Source organism: Elusimicrobiota bacterium, from assembly GCA_041660925.1.
Taxonomy (GTDB): domain Bacteria; phylum Elusimicrobiota; class Elusimicrobia; order UBA1565; family UBA1565; genus JBAZUV01.
Genome location: JBAZVI010000010.1, coordinates 27,767 through 47,797, shown reverse-complemented (window position 1 = coordinate 47,797; position 20,031 = coordinate 27,767). Strand labels below are relative to the sequence as shown.

Annotated in this window: 15 protein-coding genes; 1 reads left to right on the top strand and 14 read right to left on the bottom strand. The window is 74.1% G+C overall.

The annotated features are described in order from the left end of the window. Positions 1–22: 22 nt before the first annotated feature. Positions 23–1,495 carry a radical SAM protein gene (locus tag WC969_13460; GenBank protein MFA6030860.1) on the top strand — a complete coding sequence of 491 codons (1,473 nt, stop codon included), beginning with the start codon at positions 23–25 and terminating at the stop codon, positions 1,493–1,495. Here the strand turns inward: WC969_13460 and WC969_13455 are convergent. From WC969_13455 to WC969_13390, 14 genes are all read right to left on the bottom strand, one after another. After that, positions 1,492–2,793 (bottom strand): hypothetical protein, encoded by a 1,302-nt coding sequence (locus WC969_13455; protein ID MFA6030859.1) that lies wholly within the window; start codon positions 2,791–2,793, stop codon positions 1,492–1,494. The genes WC969_13460 and WC969_13455 overlap by 4 nt on opposite strands. Continuing rightward, the gene (locus WC969_13450; GenBank protein ID MFA6030858.1) at positions 2,790–3,815 is read right to left on the bottom strand and encodes a GNAT family N-acetyltransferase; all 1,026 of its coding nucleotides are present in this window, start codon (positions 3,813–3,815) and stop codon (positions 2,790–2,792) included. The genes WC969_13455 and WC969_13450 overlap by 4 nt, the downstream gene beginning before the upstream one ends. Further along, positions 3,812–6,325, bottom strand: coding sequence for a radical SAM protein (locus WC969_13445; GenBank protein ID MFA6030857.1), 2,514 nt, complete (start codon positions 6,323–6,325; stop codon positions 3,812–3,814). Before WC969_13445 ends, WC969_13450 begins: the two co-directional genes overlap by 4 nt. After that, complete coding sequence (locus WC969_13440) at positions 6,322–7,299, bottom strand: radical SAM protein (protein ID MFA6030856.1); 978 nt, start codon at positions 7,297–7,299, stop codon at positions 6,322–6,324. The genes WC969_13445 and WC969_13440 overlap by 4 nt, the downstream gene beginning before the upstream one ends. Then, on the bottom strand, positions 7,296–8,753 hold the full coding sequence (locus WC969_13435; GenBank protein MFA6030855.1) for a radical SAM protein: 1,458 nt from the start codon (positions 8,751–8,753) through the stop codon (positions 7,296–7,298). Before WC969_13435 ends, WC969_13440 begins: the two co-directional genes overlap by 4 nt. After that, on the bottom strand, positions 8,750–9,514 hold the full coding sequence (locus WC969_13430; GenBank protein MFA6030854.1) for a methyltransferase domain-containing protein: 765 nt from the start codon (positions 9,512–9,514) through the stop codon (positions 8,750–8,752). The genes WC969_13435 and WC969_13430 overlap by 4 nt, the downstream gene beginning before the upstream one ends. After that, a complete protein-coding gene (locus WC969_13425; GenBank protein MFA6030853.1) occupies positions 9,511–10,908 on the bottom strand; it encodes a radical SAM protein in 1,398 nt (465 codons plus the stop codon). The genes WC969_13430 and WC969_13425 overlap by 4 nt, the downstream gene beginning before the upstream one ends. Then, positions 10,905–12,332 (bottom strand): radical SAM protein, encoded by a 1,428-nt coding sequence (locus WC969_13420; GenBank protein ID MFA6030852.1) that lies wholly within the window; start codon positions 12,330–12,332, stop codon positions 10,905–10,907. The genes WC969_13425 and WC969_13420 overlap by 4 nt, the downstream gene beginning before the upstream one ends. Continuing rightward, on the bottom strand, positions 12,329–13,330 hold the full coding sequence (locus WC969_13415) for a radical SAM protein (protein ID MFA6030851.1): 1,002 nt from the start codon (positions 13,328–13,330) through the stop codon (positions 12,329–12,331). Before WC969_13415 ends, WC969_13420 begins: the two co-directional genes overlap by 4 nt. Then, complete coding sequence (locus tag WC969_13410) at positions 13,331–14,329, bottom strand: NAD(P)-dependent oxidoreductase (protein ID MFA6030850.1); 999 nt, start codon at positions 14,327–14,329, stop codon at positions 13,331–13,333. Positions 14,330–14,706: 377 nt separating this feature from the next. Then, a complete protein-coding gene (locus WC969_13405; GenBank protein MFA6030849.1) occupies positions 14,707–16,320 on the bottom strand; it encodes a hypothetical protein in 1,614 nt (537 codons plus the stop codon). Further along, positions 16,317–17,207, bottom strand: a complete 891-nt coding sequence (locus WC969_13400) for a class I SAM-dependent methyltransferase (GenBank protein ID MFA6030848.1) — start codon at positions 17,205–17,207, stop codon at positions 16,317–16,319. The genes WC969_13405 and WC969_13400 overlap by 4 nt, the downstream gene beginning before the upstream one ends. After that, the gene (locus WC969_13395; GenBank protein ID MFA6030847.1) at positions 17,204–18,955 is read right to left on the bottom strand and encodes a radical SAM protein; all 1,752 of its coding nucleotides are present in this window, start codon (positions 18,953–18,955) and stop codon (positions 17,204–17,206) included. Before WC969_13395 ends, WC969_13400 begins: the two co-directional genes overlap by 4 nt. 15 nt (positions 18,956–18,970) lie before the next feature. Beyond that, on the bottom strand, positions 18,971–20,026 hold the full coding sequence (locus tag WC969_13390) for a radical SAM protein (protein MFA6030846.1): 1,056 nt from the start codon (positions 20,024–20,026) through the stop codon (positions 18,971–18,973). Between the last annotated feature and the right edge of the window lie 5 nt (positions 20,027–20,031).

The window sequence follows — 20,031 nt, the reverse complement described above, 5'->3', positions numbered from 1 at the left end:
CGGGACACGCTCCTAGCCCTACATGAGAGTCGCCCTCATTCAGACGCCCTGGACCGAGGCCTCCGAAGGCGAGTACGCCGCCGTCTACAAGTCCTACACCGTCTTCCCCCCGCTCGGTCTGATGAGTCTGAGCGCCGCCATGGAGGAGGCCGGGCACCCCGTGGACCTCATCGACCTCGACGCGGAGCCCGTGGAGCTCGCCGCGCTCTGCGAGCGGATCCGCGCCTTCAAGGCCGACGTCGTCGGACTCACCGCCACCACCCCCGTCGCCCCCCTCGCGGAGGCGTACGCGAAGGCGCTCAAGAAGCGCCTCGGCCTCCCCATCGTCCTGGGCGGACCGCACGTCACGGCGGTCCGGGAGGCGGCGCTCGGCCCGGACGTCGACTTCGCGGTGATGAACGAAGGCGAGCGCACCTTCCCGGAGTTCGCGCGGGAGTTCGAGGGCGGCCGGGACTTCGCGAAGGTGGACGGCCTCATCCACCGCGCCGCCGACGGCTCGCCGCGCGTCAACCGCCCGCGTCCTTTCATCGAGGACCTCGATGTCCTCCCCTTCCCCTCGCGCGAGAAGGTCCCGCCCTCGCGCTACGCCTTCGAGGTCCCGGGCAAGGGCGTCGTGCCCGTGCCGACCGTCGAGTTCTCCCGCGGCTGTCCCTTCCACTGCGTTTTCTGCGCGGAGCGGCTCAACGTCGGCAGCCGCCTGCGCAAGCGCTCGCCGCGCCGGATCGTCGACGAGATGCTCGGCATGAAGGAGCGCTGGGGCACCGACCACTTCTCCATGCTCGCCTCGACGCTCACCGCCGACCGCGAGCACGTGAAGGCCTTCTGCTCGGAGCTCATCGCCCGCCGCGCCGGCGTCACCTTCGAGGGCCAGACGCGCGCGAACATCCTCGACCCCGAGCTGCTCGCCCTCATGAGGCGGGCCGGCCTCGTGCGCCTCACCCTCGGACTCGAGAGCGCCGACCCCGAGGTCCTGCGCCTCGCGCGCAAGGGCGTGAGCACCGACGAGCTCCGCACCGCCCTGCGCGCCTGCCGGGAGCTCGGCGTCGCGACCCAGGTCTCCGCCATGATCGGGAACCCCGGCGACACCGTCGAGACGGTGCTGGCGACCGCGCGCTTCGTGCGCGACACGCCCGAGATCATGTACTCGCCCTTCTCGATCGCCATCCCCTACCCCGGCACCGAGCTCCACGCGATGGCCGCGGAGGGACGCCACGGGCTCAAGCTCCTGCAGGGGGACCTGCGCCGCTTCTCGCGCTACGCGGGCGGGATGATGGAGGTCGGCGGACTCGCGCCGGCCGACCTGCTCAAGCTCCAGCGCCGGGCGCTCTTCATCGCGCACTCCACGCCCTCGAAGGTCTGGGGTTTGCTCCGGCACTTCGGCGTCCTCAACATGGCCCGCATCGGCCTCGTCCTGCTGAGGGGCCTGGCCTCCTCGCGCCTCGGCGCGCGCGAGTCCATCCTCGCCCGCCTCGAACGCGAGACCTCCGAGCTCTAGACGATGTAGGCGTGCTTTCCGGACGGCGTCCGCGCGAAGGCGTCCGCGTCGAGCGCGGGCGCGAAGCCGAAGCGCGCGATGAAGGCGTCGCGGACGGCGGCCTTGCGCGCGGGCTCGAGCCCGTGCGGCCGCAGCGAGAGATGCGCGCCGTCGGCCCACAGGCGCAGCTGGAGCGCCTGAAGCTCGTGCCGGGAAGCGAGGAACTCGACGAGGTCCTCCTCCCGAAGCGAGCTCCCCCCCGCCGGAGCGGCGTGCGCGCGGACGCGGCCGTGCAGGCGCAGCAGACGTCCGGGCCGGCCGCAGGAGCAGTGCCCGACCCACTCCCCGAGGTCCCCGGTCCGGTAGCGGATCATCGGCATGCAGAGGTTCTCGAAGTCAGTGACGACGAGTTCGCCCGAGGGGTCGACCTCGACGAGACAGCGCTCCTCGTCGACGTGCACGGCCGTTCCGGAGGCCTCGCAGCTCAGGCCGACGTAGCCGAGCTCCGTGGAGGCGTAGAGGTTGCGGACCTGGCAGGCGAAATCGTCCTCGAGCTCGAGGCGCATCCCCTCGGTGAGCTGGGCCCCGACGCAGACGACGCGGCGGACCGACGGCCAATGAAGGCCGGCGCGGCGCGCGCCCCGCGCGAGCGCGAAGAGCGCGTCGGGCCGCGAGAGCACGAGCGCGGGCGGGCGGCGGCGCAGGGCCGAGACGAAGTCGGCCGCGGCGTCCTCCTCGAACGCGCTCCCGTCGTAGTAGAGGTTGAGACGGTTATGGAGGAGTCGGTAGAGCAGGACCTGCTGAGCGAGCTCGAAGCCGGCGCGGACCGGCGAGGCCTCGCGCAGGGCGTTCTTGAGCATCCGTCCCAGCGAGTACTCGACCGGATGGAAGGCCGCGACCGGCTCGCCCATGCGCCAGCCGAGCCCGCGGAGTATGGCGAGCAGGCGCCGGTAGCGCTTGAGCACCGCGTCGAGGTCGAGGCGCGTGCGCGCCTGAGCGCCGCCGGTCCCTCCGCTCGCCAGCGCGACGAGCGGGCGGCGCCGCGCGTCGAGCGGGGCCGCGCCGAGGAGCTCCTCCTTCGTCAAGAACGGCACCTCGCCCAGCGCGCTCAGCGAGCGAACGGACTCCGGTCCGAGTCCGGCGGCGGCGTACTTCGCGTGATGGAAGGGCACGCGGTCCCAGGCGTGATGGAAGACGACCCGGAAGCGGGCGAGGCGCTCCTCGTCGGTCACGGCGCGCGCCGGGGCCTCGACGGCCTCGCGAAAGCCCGGCTGGAGGAACTCGCCGACGGAGGTGACGAGCCGCTCGCGCCGGTTCACTTCGCCAGCCCCGCGCGCAGCGGCGGCCCCAGCCGCCGCGCGAGCGCCTCCGGCATCCAGCGGAACAGCAGCCGCGGCAATCGGTAGCGCGCCTGCTCCGGGTCGGCGTCGAGGTTGCCGCCGTCGCGATAGACCCGCCAGTGGTAGTGGATGGGGACCTCGCGGCCGCCCCACTTGCGCTTGTGGTCCCAGACCCCGGAGTTCGGCCGCGTGCGCATGAAGTCGTAAGCGCGCGCTCCCTCGGCGCGGGCACGGTGGATGGTCTCGTCGAAGAGCCGCACCTTGGGGAAGAAGGCGTCCCAGCGCGGCAGGCCCGCGTTGACGTCCGCGTGCCAGACCCCGTCGTGCACGACGAGAAAGAGGAACGCCGCCGTCTTCCCCTCCACCGTCGCGGTGAACAGGCGCGCGAGCCGGCCCTCCAGGAGCCCGGTGAAGTACGCGGGCGGCAGCGGCGGCGAGCCGAAGACGCGCATCTGCGCGAGGTAGATCCGGTGGAGCTCCTCATCGTAGCTCCGCCGCTCCTGCACGGAGACCGTGCGCTCCGCCTTCTTGAGGTTCTTGTGGATGTTCGTGTCGAAGGCCGCGCGCAGGCGCGAGTAATCGGGAGCGAGGTCGAGCACGAAGCGGCAGTAAGGGGTCTCGCAGCGCAGGCCGGAGCCCGGCAGGGGCTCGAGCCCGCGGAGCTCGGCGTAGAGCGCGCCGCTCGCGCTCCCCTCGCGGTCGAGCAGGCCGAGGATCTCGCCGCCGAGCGCCCGCCGGCGCGACTCGCCCGCGAGCGCGCCGGGCTCGAGCGCGAGCGGGCTCTCGTCGCAGTGGGGCAGGCCGAAGAGCCGCGTGCCGAAGAGTCGGGAGCGCACCTGCGCGAGCGCGAAGACCCCGACGCTCGCGCCGTCCTCGACGACGCGCCAGCGCCGCAGCTCCCAGCCGAAGGCGCGGCGGCACATGCGCGCCCATGCGGGCTGGAGGGCGTAGCTCGCGCCCGCGGGGAGCGGGGCCTCGGGGTCCTCGAGGAGTTCGATCATACCTCGACCGGCCTCCCGTCCTTCGGGACGCGTCCGTCCAGGTAGCGCGCGCGGAACGCCGGGTCGCGCGGCATGCAGTCCCAGTCCCCGGCGAGCATCTCGACCGCGCGGGTGCGCTCGACGAGCCGTCCGAGGTCGAGCTCGCGGGAATCCTTGAACACGAAGGGAAGGTGCTCGCAGGGCGCGAGCGTCCCGTCGGGCAGGATGAAGACCTTGTAGCCGTCCTTCATCGGACAGCGGATCTGCGCCGTGCGGTTGAAGACGGGGAAGAGCAGCGGGAGCTGGGCCTCCGCGGCCTCGGCCTCCGCGGCCGTGAGGACGACGTCGCCGCGCTCGAGCCAGGCGCCGGAGGCCTGGGGCGGGAGCAGGCGCATGCCCGCGCAGCCGAGCTCGCGCGCGAGCGCGGTCAGACGCGCGACGCCTCCGTCCGCGATGCGCTCGCGCGTCGCGTAGGTCGAGACCATGCAGGGCTGGCCGAGCCGGACGCAGATCCGCAGCGCCTCCGTCGCCTTCGCGAAGCAGCCGGGTACGCCGCGCAGGCGGTCGTGCTCGGCCGCGTCCGCGCTGTCGAGGCTCACGTTCACGCTCGAGACCCCGGCGGCCTTCAGCCGCCGGACCATGCCCTCATCGAGGAGCAGGCCGTTGGTCTCGACGAAGACGAGCATGCCGTGGCTGCTCGCGCGCGCGGCGAGCTCGGGCAGGTCGGCGCGCAGCAGCGGCTCCCCGCCCGTGAAGTGCAGGCGCGGCGCGCCGAGCTCCGCGAGCCGGTCGATGCGGCGCAGGAAGCCCGCCGTGTCGAGCGGCGCGCCGGTCCCGAAGCGCTTGAGCACTCCCGAGGAGCAGCAGCCGCAGGAGCAGGGGCAGTCGAAGGTCACCGCGAGGATGGCGGTGCCGGGCACGGGGCGACCGAGCAGGCGGCGGCGCAGGCCGTAGCGCAGGAAGCGCAGGGCCGCGCGCGGACCGAGGATGCTCCGCGCCATGAGGAGCGCGCTCAGAGTCGTCCTCAGCGCCCGGCGCAGGCGCGGGAGCGGGCTCTCCGGCCGGGGCAGGAGGTAGTGCGCGTACCAGCGCAGGGTGTCGGCGATGGACGCGTTGGGATAGGGCTGGGAGCGGCCCGCGAACCGCTTCCTCCAGAGCACGCGCAGGACGATGAGCGGCATCCGCAGGTCGGAGGTCGGGACGAAGCGGCGCAGACTCGGCCGCAGGAGCGCGCGGGTCCAGGCGCCCGGCAGGAAGGAGGTCAGGAAGACGAGGTTGCGCAGGCGCGAGCGCTCCGGAGTTCGGGCGTGGCCGCCGTGCGCGTAGGGCCGGAACTCGCAGCCGCCCTCGAGCGCCGCGACCGCGCCCGCATCGAGCGCTCCGCAGGAGAGCCCGAGCGCGACGGCCTCGGTGCCCGGGTAGTAGCGCAGCCAGTTCACGTCGTGGAAGTCGGCCGGATGCCGGGAGCAGAAGCGGACGATCTCCTCGAGCTCGGCCTCGCTCTGGCCGGGCAGGCCGAAGATGAAGTTCGTGTACAGGAAGATGCGGGTCCCCGCGAAGAGGCCGAGCGCGCGCTCGACCTCGGCGTTCGAGCCCGGACGGCGCAGGACGCGGCGGCGGTAGTCCTCGTCGACGGTCTGGATGCCGAGGTTGACGACCGTGCAGCCGCCCTCGGAGAGGAGCCGCACGCGCTCCTCGTCGGCGTGGCTGGGGTGGACCTGGCAGTAGAAGGGCAGACCGACGCGCGTGCGGTAGCCGGGGAGGAAGGCGCGCAGCCAGGCCGCATCCTCGGTAAAGAGGTCGTCGCAGAAGCTCACGCGCTGGAAGCCGTACCGCGTCTTCGCCTCTTCGAGCTCGCGCAGAACGCTCTCGGGGCTGCGCCGGCGGCGGCGCGCGGCCTTCCCGTGGAGGGCGCGCGCAGCGCTGTTCGAGCAGTAGACGCAGGCGTTCGAGCAGCCGCGTCCCGTCACGGTCGAGTAGGCGCGGTCCGTGAAGCCGGGCCACTCGCGGGCGAAGAGCTCTTTGTCCGGGAAGGGCAGCGCGTCGAGGTCCTCGCGCGGGGACCGGGGAGGATTGCGGAAGTCCCGGCCCTGGAGTCCGGCGACCGCACGGCCGTCCCCCCCCTTCGCGAGCGCGTCGGCGAGCTCGACGAGCGCGTCCTCCCCCTCGCCCACGCAGACGTAGTCGACGCCCGGAGCTTCCAGGACGCGGGAGGGCACGGCGCTCGGGTGCACGCCGCCGAACACCGTCGGGACCCGGGAGCGCTCGCGCAGGGCGGCGGCGACGCGGGCGGCCCAGGGGAAGCGGTCGGACTCGACGGAGAAGGCGACGAGGTCGGGCCGCAGCGCGAGAGCCCGTTCGGCCGTGCGGGCGGCGTCGTCGCGCTCGAAGCGCGGCAGGTCGAGCCGGAAGGAGGCGAAGAGCCCCGGAGAGTAGACGAGCGCGGTCTCATGGCCGGCCCGCTTCAGACAGGCGGAGAGCAGCTCGACGGCGAGGCTCTCGGGGCCGGAGTGGATGAAGACGGTCTTCATACGCCGCAGGGGTTCGAGTCGGCCGGGGCGTCGAGCCAGCCGCTCTCCTCCAGGATGCGCGAAAGCGCTTTCTCGCGCAGGCTCCCCATCGGGCGCTCGGAGGCGTAGCAGGCCCGCACCTCGCCGAAGGGGCTGACATAGACCGACAGGCGGCGCTGCATCGTGCACTCCATGCGCCCGGTGAGCTCGTCGAAGAGCGGGCTCTCGGAGGTCACGAAGGAGTCGTCGACGAACTCGCGGAAGAAGCGGGCCATGTTCGCGTCGCTGAGCAGGCGCGGCCCGCCGTGGAAGCGCCCCGTGTAGACCGGGAAGAGCACGCGCACCGCCGAAGCGCCGCGCTCGCGCGCGAGCGCGATGACGCGCCCCAGGTCGCCGCTCTCGAGCGAGCGGTCGGTCGCGTAGGTCGAGACGACGCAGGGGAGCCCGGCGGCCCGGCAGTGCCCGATCGCCGCGAGCGCCTTCTCGAGGCAGCCCTCGGAGCGGCGCAGCCGGTCGTGCGAGGCGGGGTCGGGCCGGTCGACGCTCACGGCCGCGTTCGAGAGGCCGGCCCCGGCCAGCCGACGCGCGGCCGCCGCGTCGAGGAGGAGTCCGTTGGTGTCGATGGAGACGCTCATCCCCAGGGAGGCGGCGTGCGCGACGAGCTCGGGCAGGTCCGCGCGCAGCAGCGGCTCGCCGCCGGTGAACCCCGCCTTGGGGACGCCGAGGCGGTGCGCGTCGTCGAGCAGGGCCTTGGTCTCGGCGGTCGAGAGCTCGGGCCGCTCGTCGAAGCCGCGCCCGGCCACCGCGCAGTGCGCGCAGTCGCACTGGCAGCGGTAGGTCAGCGCGGCCATGACCGTCATCGGCACGCGCCGGCCCGCGAGCCAGCGCACCGCGGCGAAGCGCGCGACGTTCCAGTGCCCGCGCGCGCCCGTGCGCGCCACGAAGACGCGGTGGAGCAGGGCGAAGCGGCGCAGGACGCGGACGGGGCTCCTCATGCGTCGTCCTCCGCCGGTCCGGGCAGAAGGCGCAGGATCTGGTGGCGCACGACGAGCGCGAAGCCCCAGAAGAGGCGGCGCAGCTCGGAGGGCGAGCGCAGGGCGCGCAGGCGCCGCAGGAAGTAGGCCGGGCGCAGGTAGAAGCCGCGCGTGTAGCGCTCCATGAGCGCGAGCAGCTCCTCGCGCGGGACCTCCGACATCTCGGGGAGCGGCGCCTTCTCGGAGTAGACGGTGACGAAGTCGGCGCCCTGCACGGCCTCCGGGCGCACCTTGCCCGCCGAGACGGCCGCGTCGAAGAGCTCGGAGCCGATGACCGGGACGAGCACGGAGAACATCACGAAGTCCGGGTCGAGCTCGAGAGCGAAGCGGTAGGTGGCTTCGGCGCTCTCCCGGGTCTCCCCGGGGGTGCCGAGGATGAAGGCGCAGTTGACGAGCAGGCCGTGACGGCGCGCCAGCGTCACGGCCCGGCGGACCTGCTCGAGCGTGATGCCCTTCTTCATGCGCTCGAGCATCTCGGCGGAGCCGGACTCGACGCCGAGCAGGACGCGGCGGCAGCCGGCGCGGTGCATCGCATCGAAGAGCTCGCGGCTCGCGGTCTCGGCGCGCACATTGCAGTTCCAGACCAGGTCGAGCCCCTCGGCCTCCAGGAGCTCGCAGATGCGCAGCACCCTCTTCGGGTCGCAGGTGAAGGAGTTGTCCTCGATCTGCACCTCGCCGACGCCGTGCCGCTCTTTGAGATGCCGGAGCTGGCGCACGACGTCCTCGGGCGAGCGCTTGCGCAGACCCCCCTCGTAGCCGTAGTGGTGCGAGCAGAAGGTGCAGCGGTAGGGACAGCCGCGCATCGTCAGCACGTTGGCGACGCGCCGGCCGGTGACCTCCCGGGTGACGGCGAGGTAGTAGCGGTCGAAGTCGAGCTGGCCGTAGTCGGGCCAGGGCAGCGCATCGAGGTCCTTGAGAAGCGGCCGCGGCGGGCCGGAGTCGACGACGCCGGGCTCCTCGCGCCAGGCGAGGCCGGCGAGGCCGCGCGGCGAGCGCCCGGCGGCGAGCGCTTCGACGAGCTCGCGCAGGGTCTCCTCGCCCTCGCCGCGCACGACCCAGTCCACCGCCGGCTCCGCGAGGCAGACCTCGGGGAGGTAGCTTGCGTGGATGCCGCCGAGCACGACCGGGACCTCGGGGAGCGCCTGTTTGCTCGCGCGCGCGAGGCGCAGCGAGACGTCCACGTTCGCGGTGTAGGTCGTGAATCCGACGAGGTCGGGCTTCCACATCTCCGCGACCTTCGGGAAGTCCTCCTCCTCGACCTCGCGCGCGTAGAGGTCGAGCACCCGGGTCTCGTGCCCGTGCTTCTGGAGCCAGGCGGCGAGATGGAGCAGGTCGAGCGGCGGCATGACGCCGCGCACGCGGACCTGGCTCAAGTCCATGTTGCGCAGCGGAGGCGAGACGAGGAGGACCCTCACGCGCCGCCCTCCGGCTTGCGGGCGTACCAGGCGACGCTCTCGGCGAACAGCGCCGTCGGGCCGAAGAGGCGCATCGGCGCGTCGACGGCGGCGAGGAGGCGCTGGAGCGGACACGGGAAGCGGGCGTGGCCGAAGCCGAGCGCCCGGACGAGCGGCGCTTCGAAGCCGGCCGCGCGCAGAGCGGCCGTCAGCGCCGGAGGATGCAGCGGCCGCTCGCCGCGCACGCGTCCGGCCGCGCGGCCGAAGAGCGGGTCGGCGAGCGCGAGGAGGAAGGCCGCCGGGTGCCAGAGCCCGGGCTCGAGCACGGCGAGGAGCCCTCCGGGCCGGAGCACGCGGCGGAACTCCGCGAGATGCGGGGCCAGTTCCCCGCCGACGTGATGGAGGAAGCGGGCGCAGACCACGAGGTCGAACTGCGCGTCCGGGTAGCCCGAGCGCGGCAGGGCCGCCTCCCGCTTGAACACGACCGCGGGCGCGCGCTCGAGCGCGAGCGGCGAGACGTCGAGCCCGTGGAGCTCCCCGCAGAGCTCCCGGAGCGCCGCCGCGTCGGCGCCCTCGCCGAGCGGGGCCAGCAGGGTCCTCTCGGGCCTGCGAGCGCCCAGCGCCGCGCGCAGCCCCGCGTGGAAGCGCTCGTGCACGAGCGCTTCATGGAGCGCGTGTCGGTCCCGGCCCGCGAAGGGCCAGCGCGAGCTCCAATGTCCGTTGTCGAGGTAGAAGGGCCGCTCGTGCCAGGCCTTCTCGGCTTCGAGGTCCTGGGGGCTCATGAGCTCCTCAGAACGGAGAGCGCGCCGGAGACGGCGCGGGCCAGCTCGGAAGGCGAGCGCAGGGCGGCGAGCCGGCGCAGGACGCAGCGCGGGCGCAGGTAGAAGCGGCGGTAGGCCTTCCGGACGAAAGCATTGAGCTCGGCGGGGCCCCAGGCGCCCACGCGCAGCACGGGCTCCGTGAAGTCCGCGGTGTCGTAGAGTTCGCGCCCGTCGCGCAGCAGGAGGCCGGCCGCCCGCGCTTCGTCGTAGAGCGGCGTGCCGGGGATGGGGAAGGCGAAGCTGAAGAAGACGAAGTCCGGGTCCGCGCGCACGGCCTCCTCGACCGTGCGGCGCAGGCTCGCTTCGCTCTCGCCGGGATGCCCCAGCACGTAGTAGGCGCGGCTCTCGATCCCCGCCGCGCGCGTCCAGGCCAGCGCCGCCCGGGCGTCCTCGGGGCGCAGGCCCTTGCCCATGCGCGCGAGGACCTCGGGGTCGCCCGACTCCATGCCGTAGGCGATGGAGACGCAGCCCGCCGCGGCCATCGCGCGCAGGAGCTCCGCGTCGACCCGGTCGACGCGGGTCATGCAGGTCCAGGTGAGGTCGAGGCGCGCCGAGCCCAGCCGCGCGCACAGGCGCAGGGTGCGCTCCCGGTCGAAGGTGAAGACGTCGTCCTGGAAGCTCGCCTCGCGCCAGCCCTCGTCCGCGAGCGTTCGGAGCTCCGAGAACGTGCGCTCGGGCGACTGCGCCCTCCAGCGCGCGCCGAAGACGGCCTTCGAGCAGAAGCGGCACGCGTAGGGACAGCCGCGCGAGCTCACGAGGCTCGCGACCGGCAGGCGGCGGTAGCCGCCGTGCGACGGGCGGTAGGGGGCCGGGTCCAGCAGGTCGCGTGCCGGCGGCGGCAGACGGTCGAGGTCGAGCGGCGCGGGGTCGGCGGCCGTGCGCCGCGGTCCGGGAAGGACGAGGTTCGGGACCGCCGAGGGGTCCCCGCCGTCGCCCCAGGCGGCGGCGAGGCGCGCGAAGGTCTCCTCCCCCTCCCCGAGGACGACGGCGTCGAAGCCGCCCTCCGCGAGGGTCTCCTCGGGGCGCAGGCTCGCGTGCGGTCCGCCGGCGACGGTCCGGCAGGACGGGAAGAGGCGCTTGAGCGCGCGTCCGGCGGCCGTCGCGCTCGAGTAGTTCCCGGTGTAGACGCTCACGCCGGCGAGGTCCGGCTCGGCGGCGGCGAGCGCGCGCTCGAACGCCGCGCCCTCCAGGCGCAGGGCGGGCGCGTCGAGCACGGCGACGCGGACGCCGGGCCGGCTCTCGCGCAGGCGCGCCGCGACGTGGAGCAGGCCCAGCGGCGGCAGGGCGAGCCCCGCGCGGGCGAAGGGGTTGCCGCGGGCGAAGCGGTGCGGGGGGTTGACGAGCAGGACCTTCATCGTCCGCGCGTCCTCCCGAGCACGAGCCCCGCGCCCCGGGCCAGGCGCAGGGCCTCCCGCGCCGAGCGGATGCCCAGGAGCCGGCGCAGCAGGTAGCGGGGCCGGCCGTAGAAGCCGCGGTGGAAGCGGTCGCTGAGCTCGAGGAGCTCCGCGCCGCTCAGCTTCGAGAGTGCGACCGGCGCGCCGCCGCGCGCGCGCAGGATCAGGTAGTTGGCGCCCTGGTAGGCCGCGGGGTCGATGCGTCCGGCGGCGACGGCCTCCTCGAAGAGCCGGGAGCCGACGCTCGGCACCAGCGGCGAGAACATCGCGTAGTCGGGGTCGAGCTCGAGGGCGAAGCGGTAGGTCTCCTCGGCGGTCTCCCGCGTCTCCGCCGGCGTGCCGAGCACGAAGGAGCAGTTGATGCGCATGCCGTGGCGGCGGGCGAGCGCGACCGTGCGCCGGGCCTGGGAGAGCGTGATGTCCTTGTTCATCCCCAGCGAGTCGAGCACCGCCTGCGAGCCCGACTCCACTCCCAGGAAGACGCGGCGGCAGCCGGCGGCGCGCATGTCCGCGAAGAGCTCCTCGGAAGCCGTGTCGGCGCGCACGTCGCAGTTCCAGACGACGCCGGGGCAGCGCGCGCGCAGCAGCGCGCAGAAGCGGCGCACGCGGGAGGGGTCGTCGGTGAACGAACAGTCCTCGATGCGGAACTCGCGCACCCCGTAGCGCTCGACGACGCGGGCCAGCTCGTCGACGACCTTCTCCGGAGCGCGCATGCGCACCCGGCTCTTGTAGCCGTAGTGGTGACTGCAGAAGCTGCACGCGTACTGGCAGCCGCGCGAGGTGAGCACCGAGGAGACCGGCCCGGCCGTGACCGCGCGCGTGGGCGCGAGCCGGTAGGCGCGGAAGTCGAGGAGGTCGTAGGCGGGCGGCGGCAGCTCGTCGAGGTCCTCGACGAGCGGGCGGGGAGCCGTGTTCACCGTCTTCCCCTCGCGGCGGAAGGCGAGGCCGGCGACCGCGTCGAGCGCCTCGCCGCGTTCGAGCGCGGAGGCCAGCGCGGGCAGCGTGCGTTCCCCCTCCCCGCGCACGACGAAGTCGACGCCCTCGCGGCCGAGGCAGACCTCGGGCAGCCAGCTCGGGTGCACGCCGCCGAGCGCGAGCGCGGCGCGCGGCAGCGCGCGCTTGAGCGCGGCGCCCAGCGCGAAGGCCTCCTCGGCGTGCGGCGAGTAGACGGCCAGCCCGATGAGGCCCGGCTCGCGCGCGGCGGCCATCTCGAGGACGCGCGCGGCCGGCAGCGGCGAGGCGTAGAGGTCGAGCAGGGCCGGCTCGTGGCCCGCGGCGCGCAGCGCCGAGGCCAGGTAGAGCAGGTTCAGCGGGGGCATGTAGTTGCCCAGCTCGCGCTCGAGCGTCCCGGCGTCGTGCGGCGGGTTGACCAGGAGGACCTTCATGGGTGCCGGTGCGCGTCCTTGTAGGTGTCGCAGCCCGCGCAGAGGGCGGCCTGCTCGTCGTAGAAGGCCCGTCGCGCGGGCTTGCGGTGGATCTCGGCGAGCGACTCGGTGCGCAGGTCCCCGAACGGATGCCCGCGCAGGCCGAAGCAGGGGAGCACGCGCCCTTCCACGTCGATGAAGAGGTGGTCGTCGCTGAGAAGGCAGACCTCGCCGTCCCGCGAGGCCCAGCGGCGCAGGAGGTCGTGCTCGTTGTTGTGCCAGACCTCGAGGCCGCGCGCCGCGGCCTCCCCGCGCGCCCAGCGCACGAGCGCGCGTTCGTCCTCGAGCGGCGGGCGGACGACGGGCGGCCGGGCGCCGAAGCCGTGGAGGTCGAGGCGGATGAGCTGGACGAGGCGCACCCCGTGCGCCTCGGCGAGCGTCAGGACGCGCCGCAGCTGCTCTTTCGTGGAGATCAGCGTCTGGATGCGCACCCCCAGCTCCGGGCGCAGCTCGGCGCGCAGGCGCATGAGCGCGGCGAGGTTCGCGCGGTGCGCGGGCCCGAAGGGGTGGAAGGCCGGACCGGCGGCCTCGGGATCGTCGACGGAGACGCTCACGCGGTCGACGAGGCCCTCGGAGAGCAGGACGCGCAGGCGCTCGCCGCCGCACTCGCCGAGGTTCGAGGAGAGGTTGATCCGCGTGCGCGGGAAGCGGCGCCGCAGCGTCCGGAGCAGGGGCTCCAGGCGCGGGTGCCGCGTCGGCTCGCCGAGCCCGACGAAGGAGAGGTAGGCCGGCCCTCGCTCCCCGTACGCCTCCGCAAGCCGCTCGAGGACCTTCGCGAAAGTCTCCTCCGACATCGTCGTCTCCGGCACGCCGTAGGCGAAGCGGTAGCAGACCCCGCAGCGCTCCCCGCAGGCGGTGGAGAGCTCGAGGGTCAGGTCGTTGGGCGGGAAGGCGTAGCGCCGCGCGAGCAGGCGCAGGAACTTCCGGGCCTTCTGCAGGAGCGAGCTCTCGGCGTACATCTACAGGAGCCCTTGCTCGCGGTACCAGGCGACGGTGCGGCGCATGCCCTCTTTCAGGTCGACGCGCGGGCTCCACCCCAGCGCGCGCAGTTTCGCGTTGCGGCAGACCCAGTCGGAGGAGCCGCAGGCGATGTTCTCGGGGCGCAGGTCCATCCGCATCGGGCAGAAGCGCAGGCCCACGACCCGCTCGAGGAGGTCCTTGGCGCCGGCCCCGGCGTCGACGAGGGCCCGCGGCACGTAGAAGCCCGAGAGCCGGACCCCGAGCGCCTCGGCGATGGCCCCGCCCATCTCGCGCATCGTGACCGGGTCGTCGACGGCGTAGTAGGGCTCGCCGAGGACGCCCTTCTCCTCGAGGAGGAGGAGCGCGTCGACGAGGTCGTCGATGTAGACGAGCGGGGTGCGGTTGTGTCCCGGCCCGAAGGTCGGCATGACCCCGTGCCGGATGAGGCGGAAGAGGACCAGGTGCGGGAGGCTGCCGGGACCGTAGACCGTGCCGGGGCGCGCGCTCACGACCGGGAGCCCCCAGTCGCGGTGGTAGCCGTGCAGGAGCTCCTCGGCGGCCGCCTTGGCCTTCCCGTACTCGGTGAGCGGCCGCGGCGGGACGCTCTCGTCGACCTCCCCGAGCCCGCCGGCGGCGACGCTGCTGACGTTCACGAAGCGCTCGACGCGGCCGCGGCAGGCCTCGGCGAGGCTCCGCGCCCCCTCGACGTTCTGGCGCATGTAGAGCGCGCGCAGGCTCTCGAGGCCGTGCAGCCAGCGCAGGGGCCGCACGAAGGCGGCGAGGTGGAAGACGCGCTCGACGCCCCCGACGAGCCGCGGCGCGAGGGCGCGATCGAGGAGGTCGCCGACGACGACCTCGGCGCCCTCCTTCGCGAGAGCCGCGGCGTGGTCCGCATGGAGAGAGAGCACGCGGACCCGGTCGCCCCGCGCGAGCAGCGCGCGCACGAGATGGGTCCCGATGAAGCCGGCTCCGCCGGTGACGAGAATGCGTCTGGGCATTCAGGAGTCCGTCCGAGTGACAGCGTCCGTGCCGGACGCGCGCTGTTGGAGCGAGCCGAGGCGTGAGGAGCGCGCATAGCTGAAGCTATGCAAGCGACGAACAACGAAGGCGCAGTCCAATAGCGCGCGACCCGCCTCTCCGTAGAGCATGTCCGGAGAGGCGGGAGGCCCGATTCCGGAAAATCGCGGCGTCGCTCCGCGCTCAGATAGCTCCGCTATCCTCGCTTGTCGCTCCTTGCGCTTTCCTCGACCTCGGGCCTCTGGCATGGGCGCTATCACTCGGACGGACTCCTAGGAGATTCTACCAACTCCCCGACGGGTCCGGCGCGTTTTTCCGTACGCGCGCCGGCGCGCGTTCAAAGAGAGCCGCGCAGGAGCTAGAGAGGGCGGGGGACGCGGACGAGATGCACCGTCGAGCCGCGGTCGGAGAAGGAGAACTCCGAGCGCTCGCGCGCGAGGCGCAGCAGCGCCGAGCGCCCGGAGGGGGTCCGCTCGAGCCGTGCGAGCAGGCTCCGCGCCGAGGGGCTCGACTCCATGCGCAGGCCCGCGAGGAAGCCCTCGCCGTAGTGGGCCTCCTCGACGACGAAATAGTCCACCCCCTCCTCGGCCGCGTAGCGCGCGAGGACCGCGGGGGAAGGCGTATACAGCGCGTCGAGGAGCTTCTCGCGGCGCGCGGCCCTCGTCGGGCCGCCGTAGGCCATCCAATAGAGCTCGTCGAGCTCGCGCGCGACGACCGCGCTCCGGCGCGCGAAGAAGGGTATCTCGCTGACGAGCACGCTGTCGGGATGCCCGGCGACGAGGACGGAGACCGGCGCGGCCTCGAGCCGCTCGAAGAGCGGACGCGCGCCCGAGGCCAGGCGCATGTCGCTCCAGCGCGCCTGGCCGAACGCTCCGAGCGCCAGCGCCGCTCCCGCGACCCACGCGACGAGCGCCGGGCGCCCGAGGTCGAGCGCCCAGCGGCAGGCCAGGACGCAGAGGGCGAACGGGACGGCGAAGACGAAGAGCTTCGAGGAGGTGGCCGGGCTGAACGGATAAAGCGCCGCGCCGGCCGCCGCGCAGGCGACGAGCAGGAGCCCCAGGGGCCGGGGCACGCGCAGAGCCCTCCCCCGCGCGGCGCCGAGGACCGCGGTCAGCGCCCCGAGCGCCGCCAGCGCGCGCGGGTAGAGCTCCCCGTGCTCGTTGAGGTTCAGGACGTAGTAGGCCAGGAAGTCGTAGGCGCGCCGGGGGTCGAGAGGCACGCGGCTGCCCTGGTAGAGCTTGTAAGTCTCGAACTCCTCCGGGGACGAGAGGAAGCCGCGCGCGGCGCCGGTGAACGCGGCCCAGACGCAGATCCCCGCCGCGGCCGCCGTCGCCGCCGCGTAAGGCGCGGGGCGCGCCGAGCGCCGGAACCCCTCGCGGTCCGCGAGCGGCGCGAGGACGGCGAGGAGCCCGAGCGGCGGGACGAAGGCCGGATAGAGGAGCCCCGCCGACGCGAACAGGACCGGCAGGGGACCGTAGCGCTCCTCGAAGAGGAAGCGCGCGGCGAGGCACAGGAGCACCGCGCCGAACGCGCGCGGGTAGCCGAAGAAGCAGTCCGTGCTCAGGAAGACGGCCAGGAAGAGCGCCGTCATCAGCGTCGCGCCGCCCTCCCCTCCCATGATCCTCCCGACGCGGCGGGCCTGGAGAGCGCCGAAGGCGCAGAGCGCGATCGAGAGCGCCTTCAGCCCCGCGGCGAGGCCGAAGGGGAAGGCGGCCGCGCGCATGAGGCTGAACCAGAGGAACTCGCGCGAGCCGGGCTGGAGATGCTCGCGCAGGAAGCGCACGACGGCGTCGCGGGGGAACAGGGACGGGTCGCCGAGACCCTGGATGAAGTAGAGGACGGTGAGGTCGGGGTAATAGACCCAGCGGAAGCTCAGACGCAGGCCGCCGGCCCCGCAGGCGGCGTAGAGCGTGAGCCCCGCGAACGCCGCGGCCCAGAGCAGCCGGCGGAGCGTCTCTTTCCCCGCGCTCACGCGGCCTCCGCCGCCGCGACGAGGTTCCCCTGCTGGAGGAGCAGGTCGAGGCGGCTCCAGCGCAGCAGCGCGCAGCCGGAGCGCGCGAGCGGACCCAGCGGACGGCGCAGCGTCATCTCGACGCGGCGCGGGTCGCCGATGAGCGTGACCTGCCCAAGACGCAGCGGGCGCAGGCCCGCGCGCTCGAGCGCGGCGCGCAGGGTCGCGGGCGCGAAGAAGTTGATGTGGCCGGGATGGACGGGCTCCGCGGCATAGAGCCCGAGCGCCCCGCGCGCGGCCGCGCGCAAACCGAGGAGGCGTTCGTTGGGGAGCTCGAGATAGAGCCGCCCGCCCTCGGCGAGGCGCTCGCGCGCCGCGCGCAGGAAGGCGACGGGGTCCTCGACGAACGGCAGCACGTCCACGGCGACGACGAGGTCGAAGCGCTCCGCTCCGAGCCCCTCGGGGAAGCGCGCGCGCTCGACGCGGAGAGCGAGCGCCGGAAAGCTGCGCGAGAGAGCGCGATGGAAGAGCGGGGAGGGCTCGAGGCCGCGGTACTCGGCGGCCTCGGCCGCGAGCAGCGAAGCGAGCGCTCCCACGCCGGCGCCGAGCTCGAGGACGCGGGCGCCGCGCACGGGGCCCGCCCAGGCGCGCAGACGCTCGAGCCGCACGCGGTCGACCTCGAGCCGGGCGGAGAGGAAGGCGGAGGAGTAGCCCGCGTCGAGACACTTCTCGTCGTCGAGACAGCGGTCGCGGCAGTCCTCGCAGCGGTCCTTCGCCGCGGCGTAAGGGAGCCGGAACATCATCGCGCAGCCCTCGCAGCGCGCGACGCGGGACGCGGCGCCCCGCGCGGCCTCGCGCAGGCGCGCGCCGCCGCACAGCGGACAGGCCCCGCCGGGGGCGGCGCTCACGGCCGGCTCCACAGGAGGTAGCCGAAGAGCCCGTGGCGGACCGACACGCTCGCGCCCGGGAGGAGCTCCTCGTAGCGCCGCCGGAAATCCTCGAGCCCGAGCTCGATCTCGCGGGCCTGATGGCGCTCCAGCAGACCTCCGCCGCGCAGGCGCGAAAGGACCGCGCGCGCGAAGCGCAGAGGCCCTCCGACCCGAAGCAGCTGGCTGAAGAAGACCAGCCGCCCGACGAGGCCGCGGCCCGAGAGGGAGTCGACGATGAGGACGCGCCCGCCCGGCGCGAGCGCGGAGCGCATGCGCGCGGCGACGGACTCGAGCGCCCGGACGTGGTGCATCGTGGAGAGCGCGACGACGAGGTCGTAGGGGCCCTCGGGCCACTCCCCGCGCTCCAGGTCGAGGGAGAGGAGGCGCGCGCCCTCGCGGCCTCCGAGACGGCGACGCGCGCGCTCGAGCATGCGCTCCGAGGAGTCGACGGCGTCGACGCGGCAGCCTTTCTCCGCGAGGACCTCGGCGAGGCGTCCGGTGCCGCAGCCGAGGTCCAGAACGCGCGCCCCGGGCCCGACGAGGCGCAGGACCTCCGCGTCGTGCAGGCCCTCCATCCAGTCCACCTCGTCCGCGTAGGCGTCCGCCCAGCGGTCCCACTCGGCGGGATCGTTGGGGGAGGAGGCGCGCTCGAAGGGGACTGCGGGATGGCTGCCGTCCTCGGCGCGCCGCTCGAGCAGGGGGCCGTAGCGCTCGCGGAAGGACGGGGAGTTCATCGGGCAGTCCGTGCCCCCGTCGAGCACGCGGAACATGTCCGAGGACCACATGCGCCGCGCGATGCGCGCGAGCGGCTCGCGGCGCACGCTCCCGAAGCCCACCGGCATGTAGGCGCAGGGCTGCACCTCGCCGTGCGGCGAGACGAAGAAGAAGTTCGCGACCGCGGTGCCGCAGAAGAACGGCGTCGCGGGGTCGCTGACGAACTCGGCCTCCCAGTAGGCGTCCGCGCCGAGCAGGGCGCGCAGGCTCCCGAGCTCCTCCGTCGTCAGCGCGACCTCCCCGCGCTCCTCCAGGCGGCCGCTGCGCACCGGGGAGAGCAGGCGCACGCGCGCGCCCAGGGAGCGGCCCTCGTCGATGAGCGCCTTCACGCGGCCCTCGCGCAGCCCCTCGCGCGTCGCGTACGCGGAGAGATGGCACTCCAGCCCGAGCCGGCGGCAGATGCGCACGCCCTCGAGCGCCCGGCGGTGAAGACCCTCGACCCCGCGCAGGCGGTCGTGCTCCGCGGCCTCCGGGCTGTCGATGCTCACCCGCACGACGTCGAGCCCGGCCTCCTTGAGCGCGCGGGCCCGCTCCTCGTCGAGCAGGAGCCCGTTGGTGTCGAGCGCGGTCGACAGCCCGACCTCCTTCGCGCGGCGGACGTAGCGGGCCAGGGCGGGGACGAGCAGCGGCTCTCCGCCGAAGAAGTAGACGCCCTCCGCGCCGAGCCGGGCGAGCTCGCCGAGCAGGCGCAGGACCTCGTCCTCCGTAAGCTCCGACTCGGGCCTCTTCGGATAGCCGGCCGCGCCGCAGTGCACGCAGCGGCACTGGCAGCGGTAGGTGAGCGCCAGCATCGCGGTGCTCCCGTAGAGCGGCCAGACCCGGCGCAGCAGCGGGCGCGCGTACCGGAAGTAGGCGCTCAGAAGGCCCGCGAAGAAAGGGAAGCGGTAGAGCCCGCGCAGCCGGTCCTTCAGCGGGCGCAGCACGGCCGCCCTCAGCGCGCGCTCAGCCCGCATGCGGGACTCCCGCGCTCACGGGCGCTCCGCCGGCACGGGCCGGGGCCCGCAGGGACGGGGGCCGAAATCCGGGGCGTTGAGCGGACAGTCGTAGTGGGCGCGATGGCGGCGCACCAGGTCGGAGGCCCAGACGCGGCGCACGGCGTCGAGGAGCGGCTCCCGGCGCACGTTGCCGAAGCTCACCGGCAGGTAGGCGCAGGGGAGCACGTCGCCGTAGGCCGTCACGGAGAAGTGGTTGCGCAGCACGGCGCCGCAGAGGAACGGGGTCTCCGGGCCGCAGACGAGCTCCGTCTCCCAGTGCACCGCGTCGGCGCGCAGATGGCGGCGGAAGAGTTCGGCGTCCTCGCGCGTCAGCGCGACGTCCTCGCGCTCCGCCCAGCGCCCCCCGCGGATGGCGGAGAGCACGCGCACGCGCACGCCGAGGGAGCGCGCGAGGGCCAGCACCCCGTCGAGCGTCCCGTCGCGCAGCGAGATCCGCGAGACGCAGGCCGAGACCTCGCATTCGAGCCCGGCGCGGGCGCAATGCCGGATCCCCTCCACCGCGCGCGCGTGCAGGCCGCTCAGGCCGCGCAGGCGGTCGTGCTCGGCGGCCTCGGCGCTGTCGAGGCTGACGCGGATGCGGTCGAGGCCGGCCTCCTTCAGCCGCCGCGCCGCCGCCTCGTCGAGCAGCCAGCCGTTGGTGTCCAGCGTCAGCTTCAGGCCGCGCGCCTTCGCCTGGCGCACGTAGTCGGGCAGCTCGGGCACGAGCAGGGGCTCTCCGCCGAAGAAGTGGATCTCCTCGGCTCCGAGCCGCGCGAACTCGTCGATGAGCGCGCGGACCTCGTCGGGGCGGAGCTCGTCGTCCGCGTCCTTGCGGTTCGTGCCCACGGCGCAGTGGGCGCAGGTGCACGGGCAGCGGTAGGTCAGCGCCAGCACCGCGGTGCTGCCGAAGAGCGGCTTCCAGCGCCGCAGAAGCGGGAGCGCGCGCTCGAAGTAGGCCTCGGTGAGCCGCACGAACGCGCGCGTCCGATAGAGCGGACGCAGGGCGCGGCGCAGCGCGTAGACGAATCGGTTCAGGGGAGAGGTCTGCACGATGG

Excerpts from the sequence above, each read along its gene's own strand:
- WC969_13430 (MFA6030854.1), bottom strand. The coding sequence starts at position 9,514 with ATGAGCCCCCAGGACCTCGAAGCCGAGAAGGCCTGGCACGAGCGGCCC.
- WC969_13425 (MFA6030853.1), bottom strand. The coding sequence starts at position 10,908 with ATGAAGGTCCTGCTCGTCAACCCCCCGCACCGCTTCGCCCGCGGCAAC.
- WC969_13410 (MFA6030850.1), bottom strand. The coding sequence starts at position 14,329 with ATGCCCAGACGCATTCTCGTCACCGGCGGAGCCGGCTTCATCGGGACC.
- WC969_13460 (MFA6030860.1), top strand. The coding sequence starts at position 23 with ATGAGAGTCGCCCTCATTCAGACGCCCTGGACCGAGGCCTCCGAAGGC.
- WC969_13415 (MFA6030851.1), bottom strand. The coding sequence starts at position 13,330 with ATGTACGCCGAGAGCTCGCTCCTGCAGAAGGCCCGGAAGTTCCTGCGC.
- WC969_13445 (MFA6030857.1), bottom strand. The coding sequence starts at position 6,325 with ATGAAGACCGTCTTCATCCACTCCGGCCCCGAGAGCCTCGCCGTCGAG.
- WC969_13420 (MFA6030852.1), bottom strand. The coding sequence starts at position 12,332 with ATGAAGGTCCTCCTGGTCAACCCGCCGCACGACGCCGGGACGCTCGAG.
- WC969_13440 (MFA6030856.1), bottom strand. The coding sequence starts at position 7,299 with ATGAGGAGCCCCGTCCGCGTCCTGCGCCGCTTCGCCCTGCTCCACCGC.
- WC969_13450 (MFA6030858.1), bottom strand. The coding sequence starts at position 3,815 with ATGATCGAACTCCTCGAGGACCCCGAGGCCCCGCTCCCCGCGGGCGCG.
- WC969_13395 (MFA6030847.1), bottom strand. The coding sequence starts at position 18,955 with ATGCGGGCTGAGCGCGCGCTGAGGGCGGCCGTGCTGCGCCCGCTGAAG.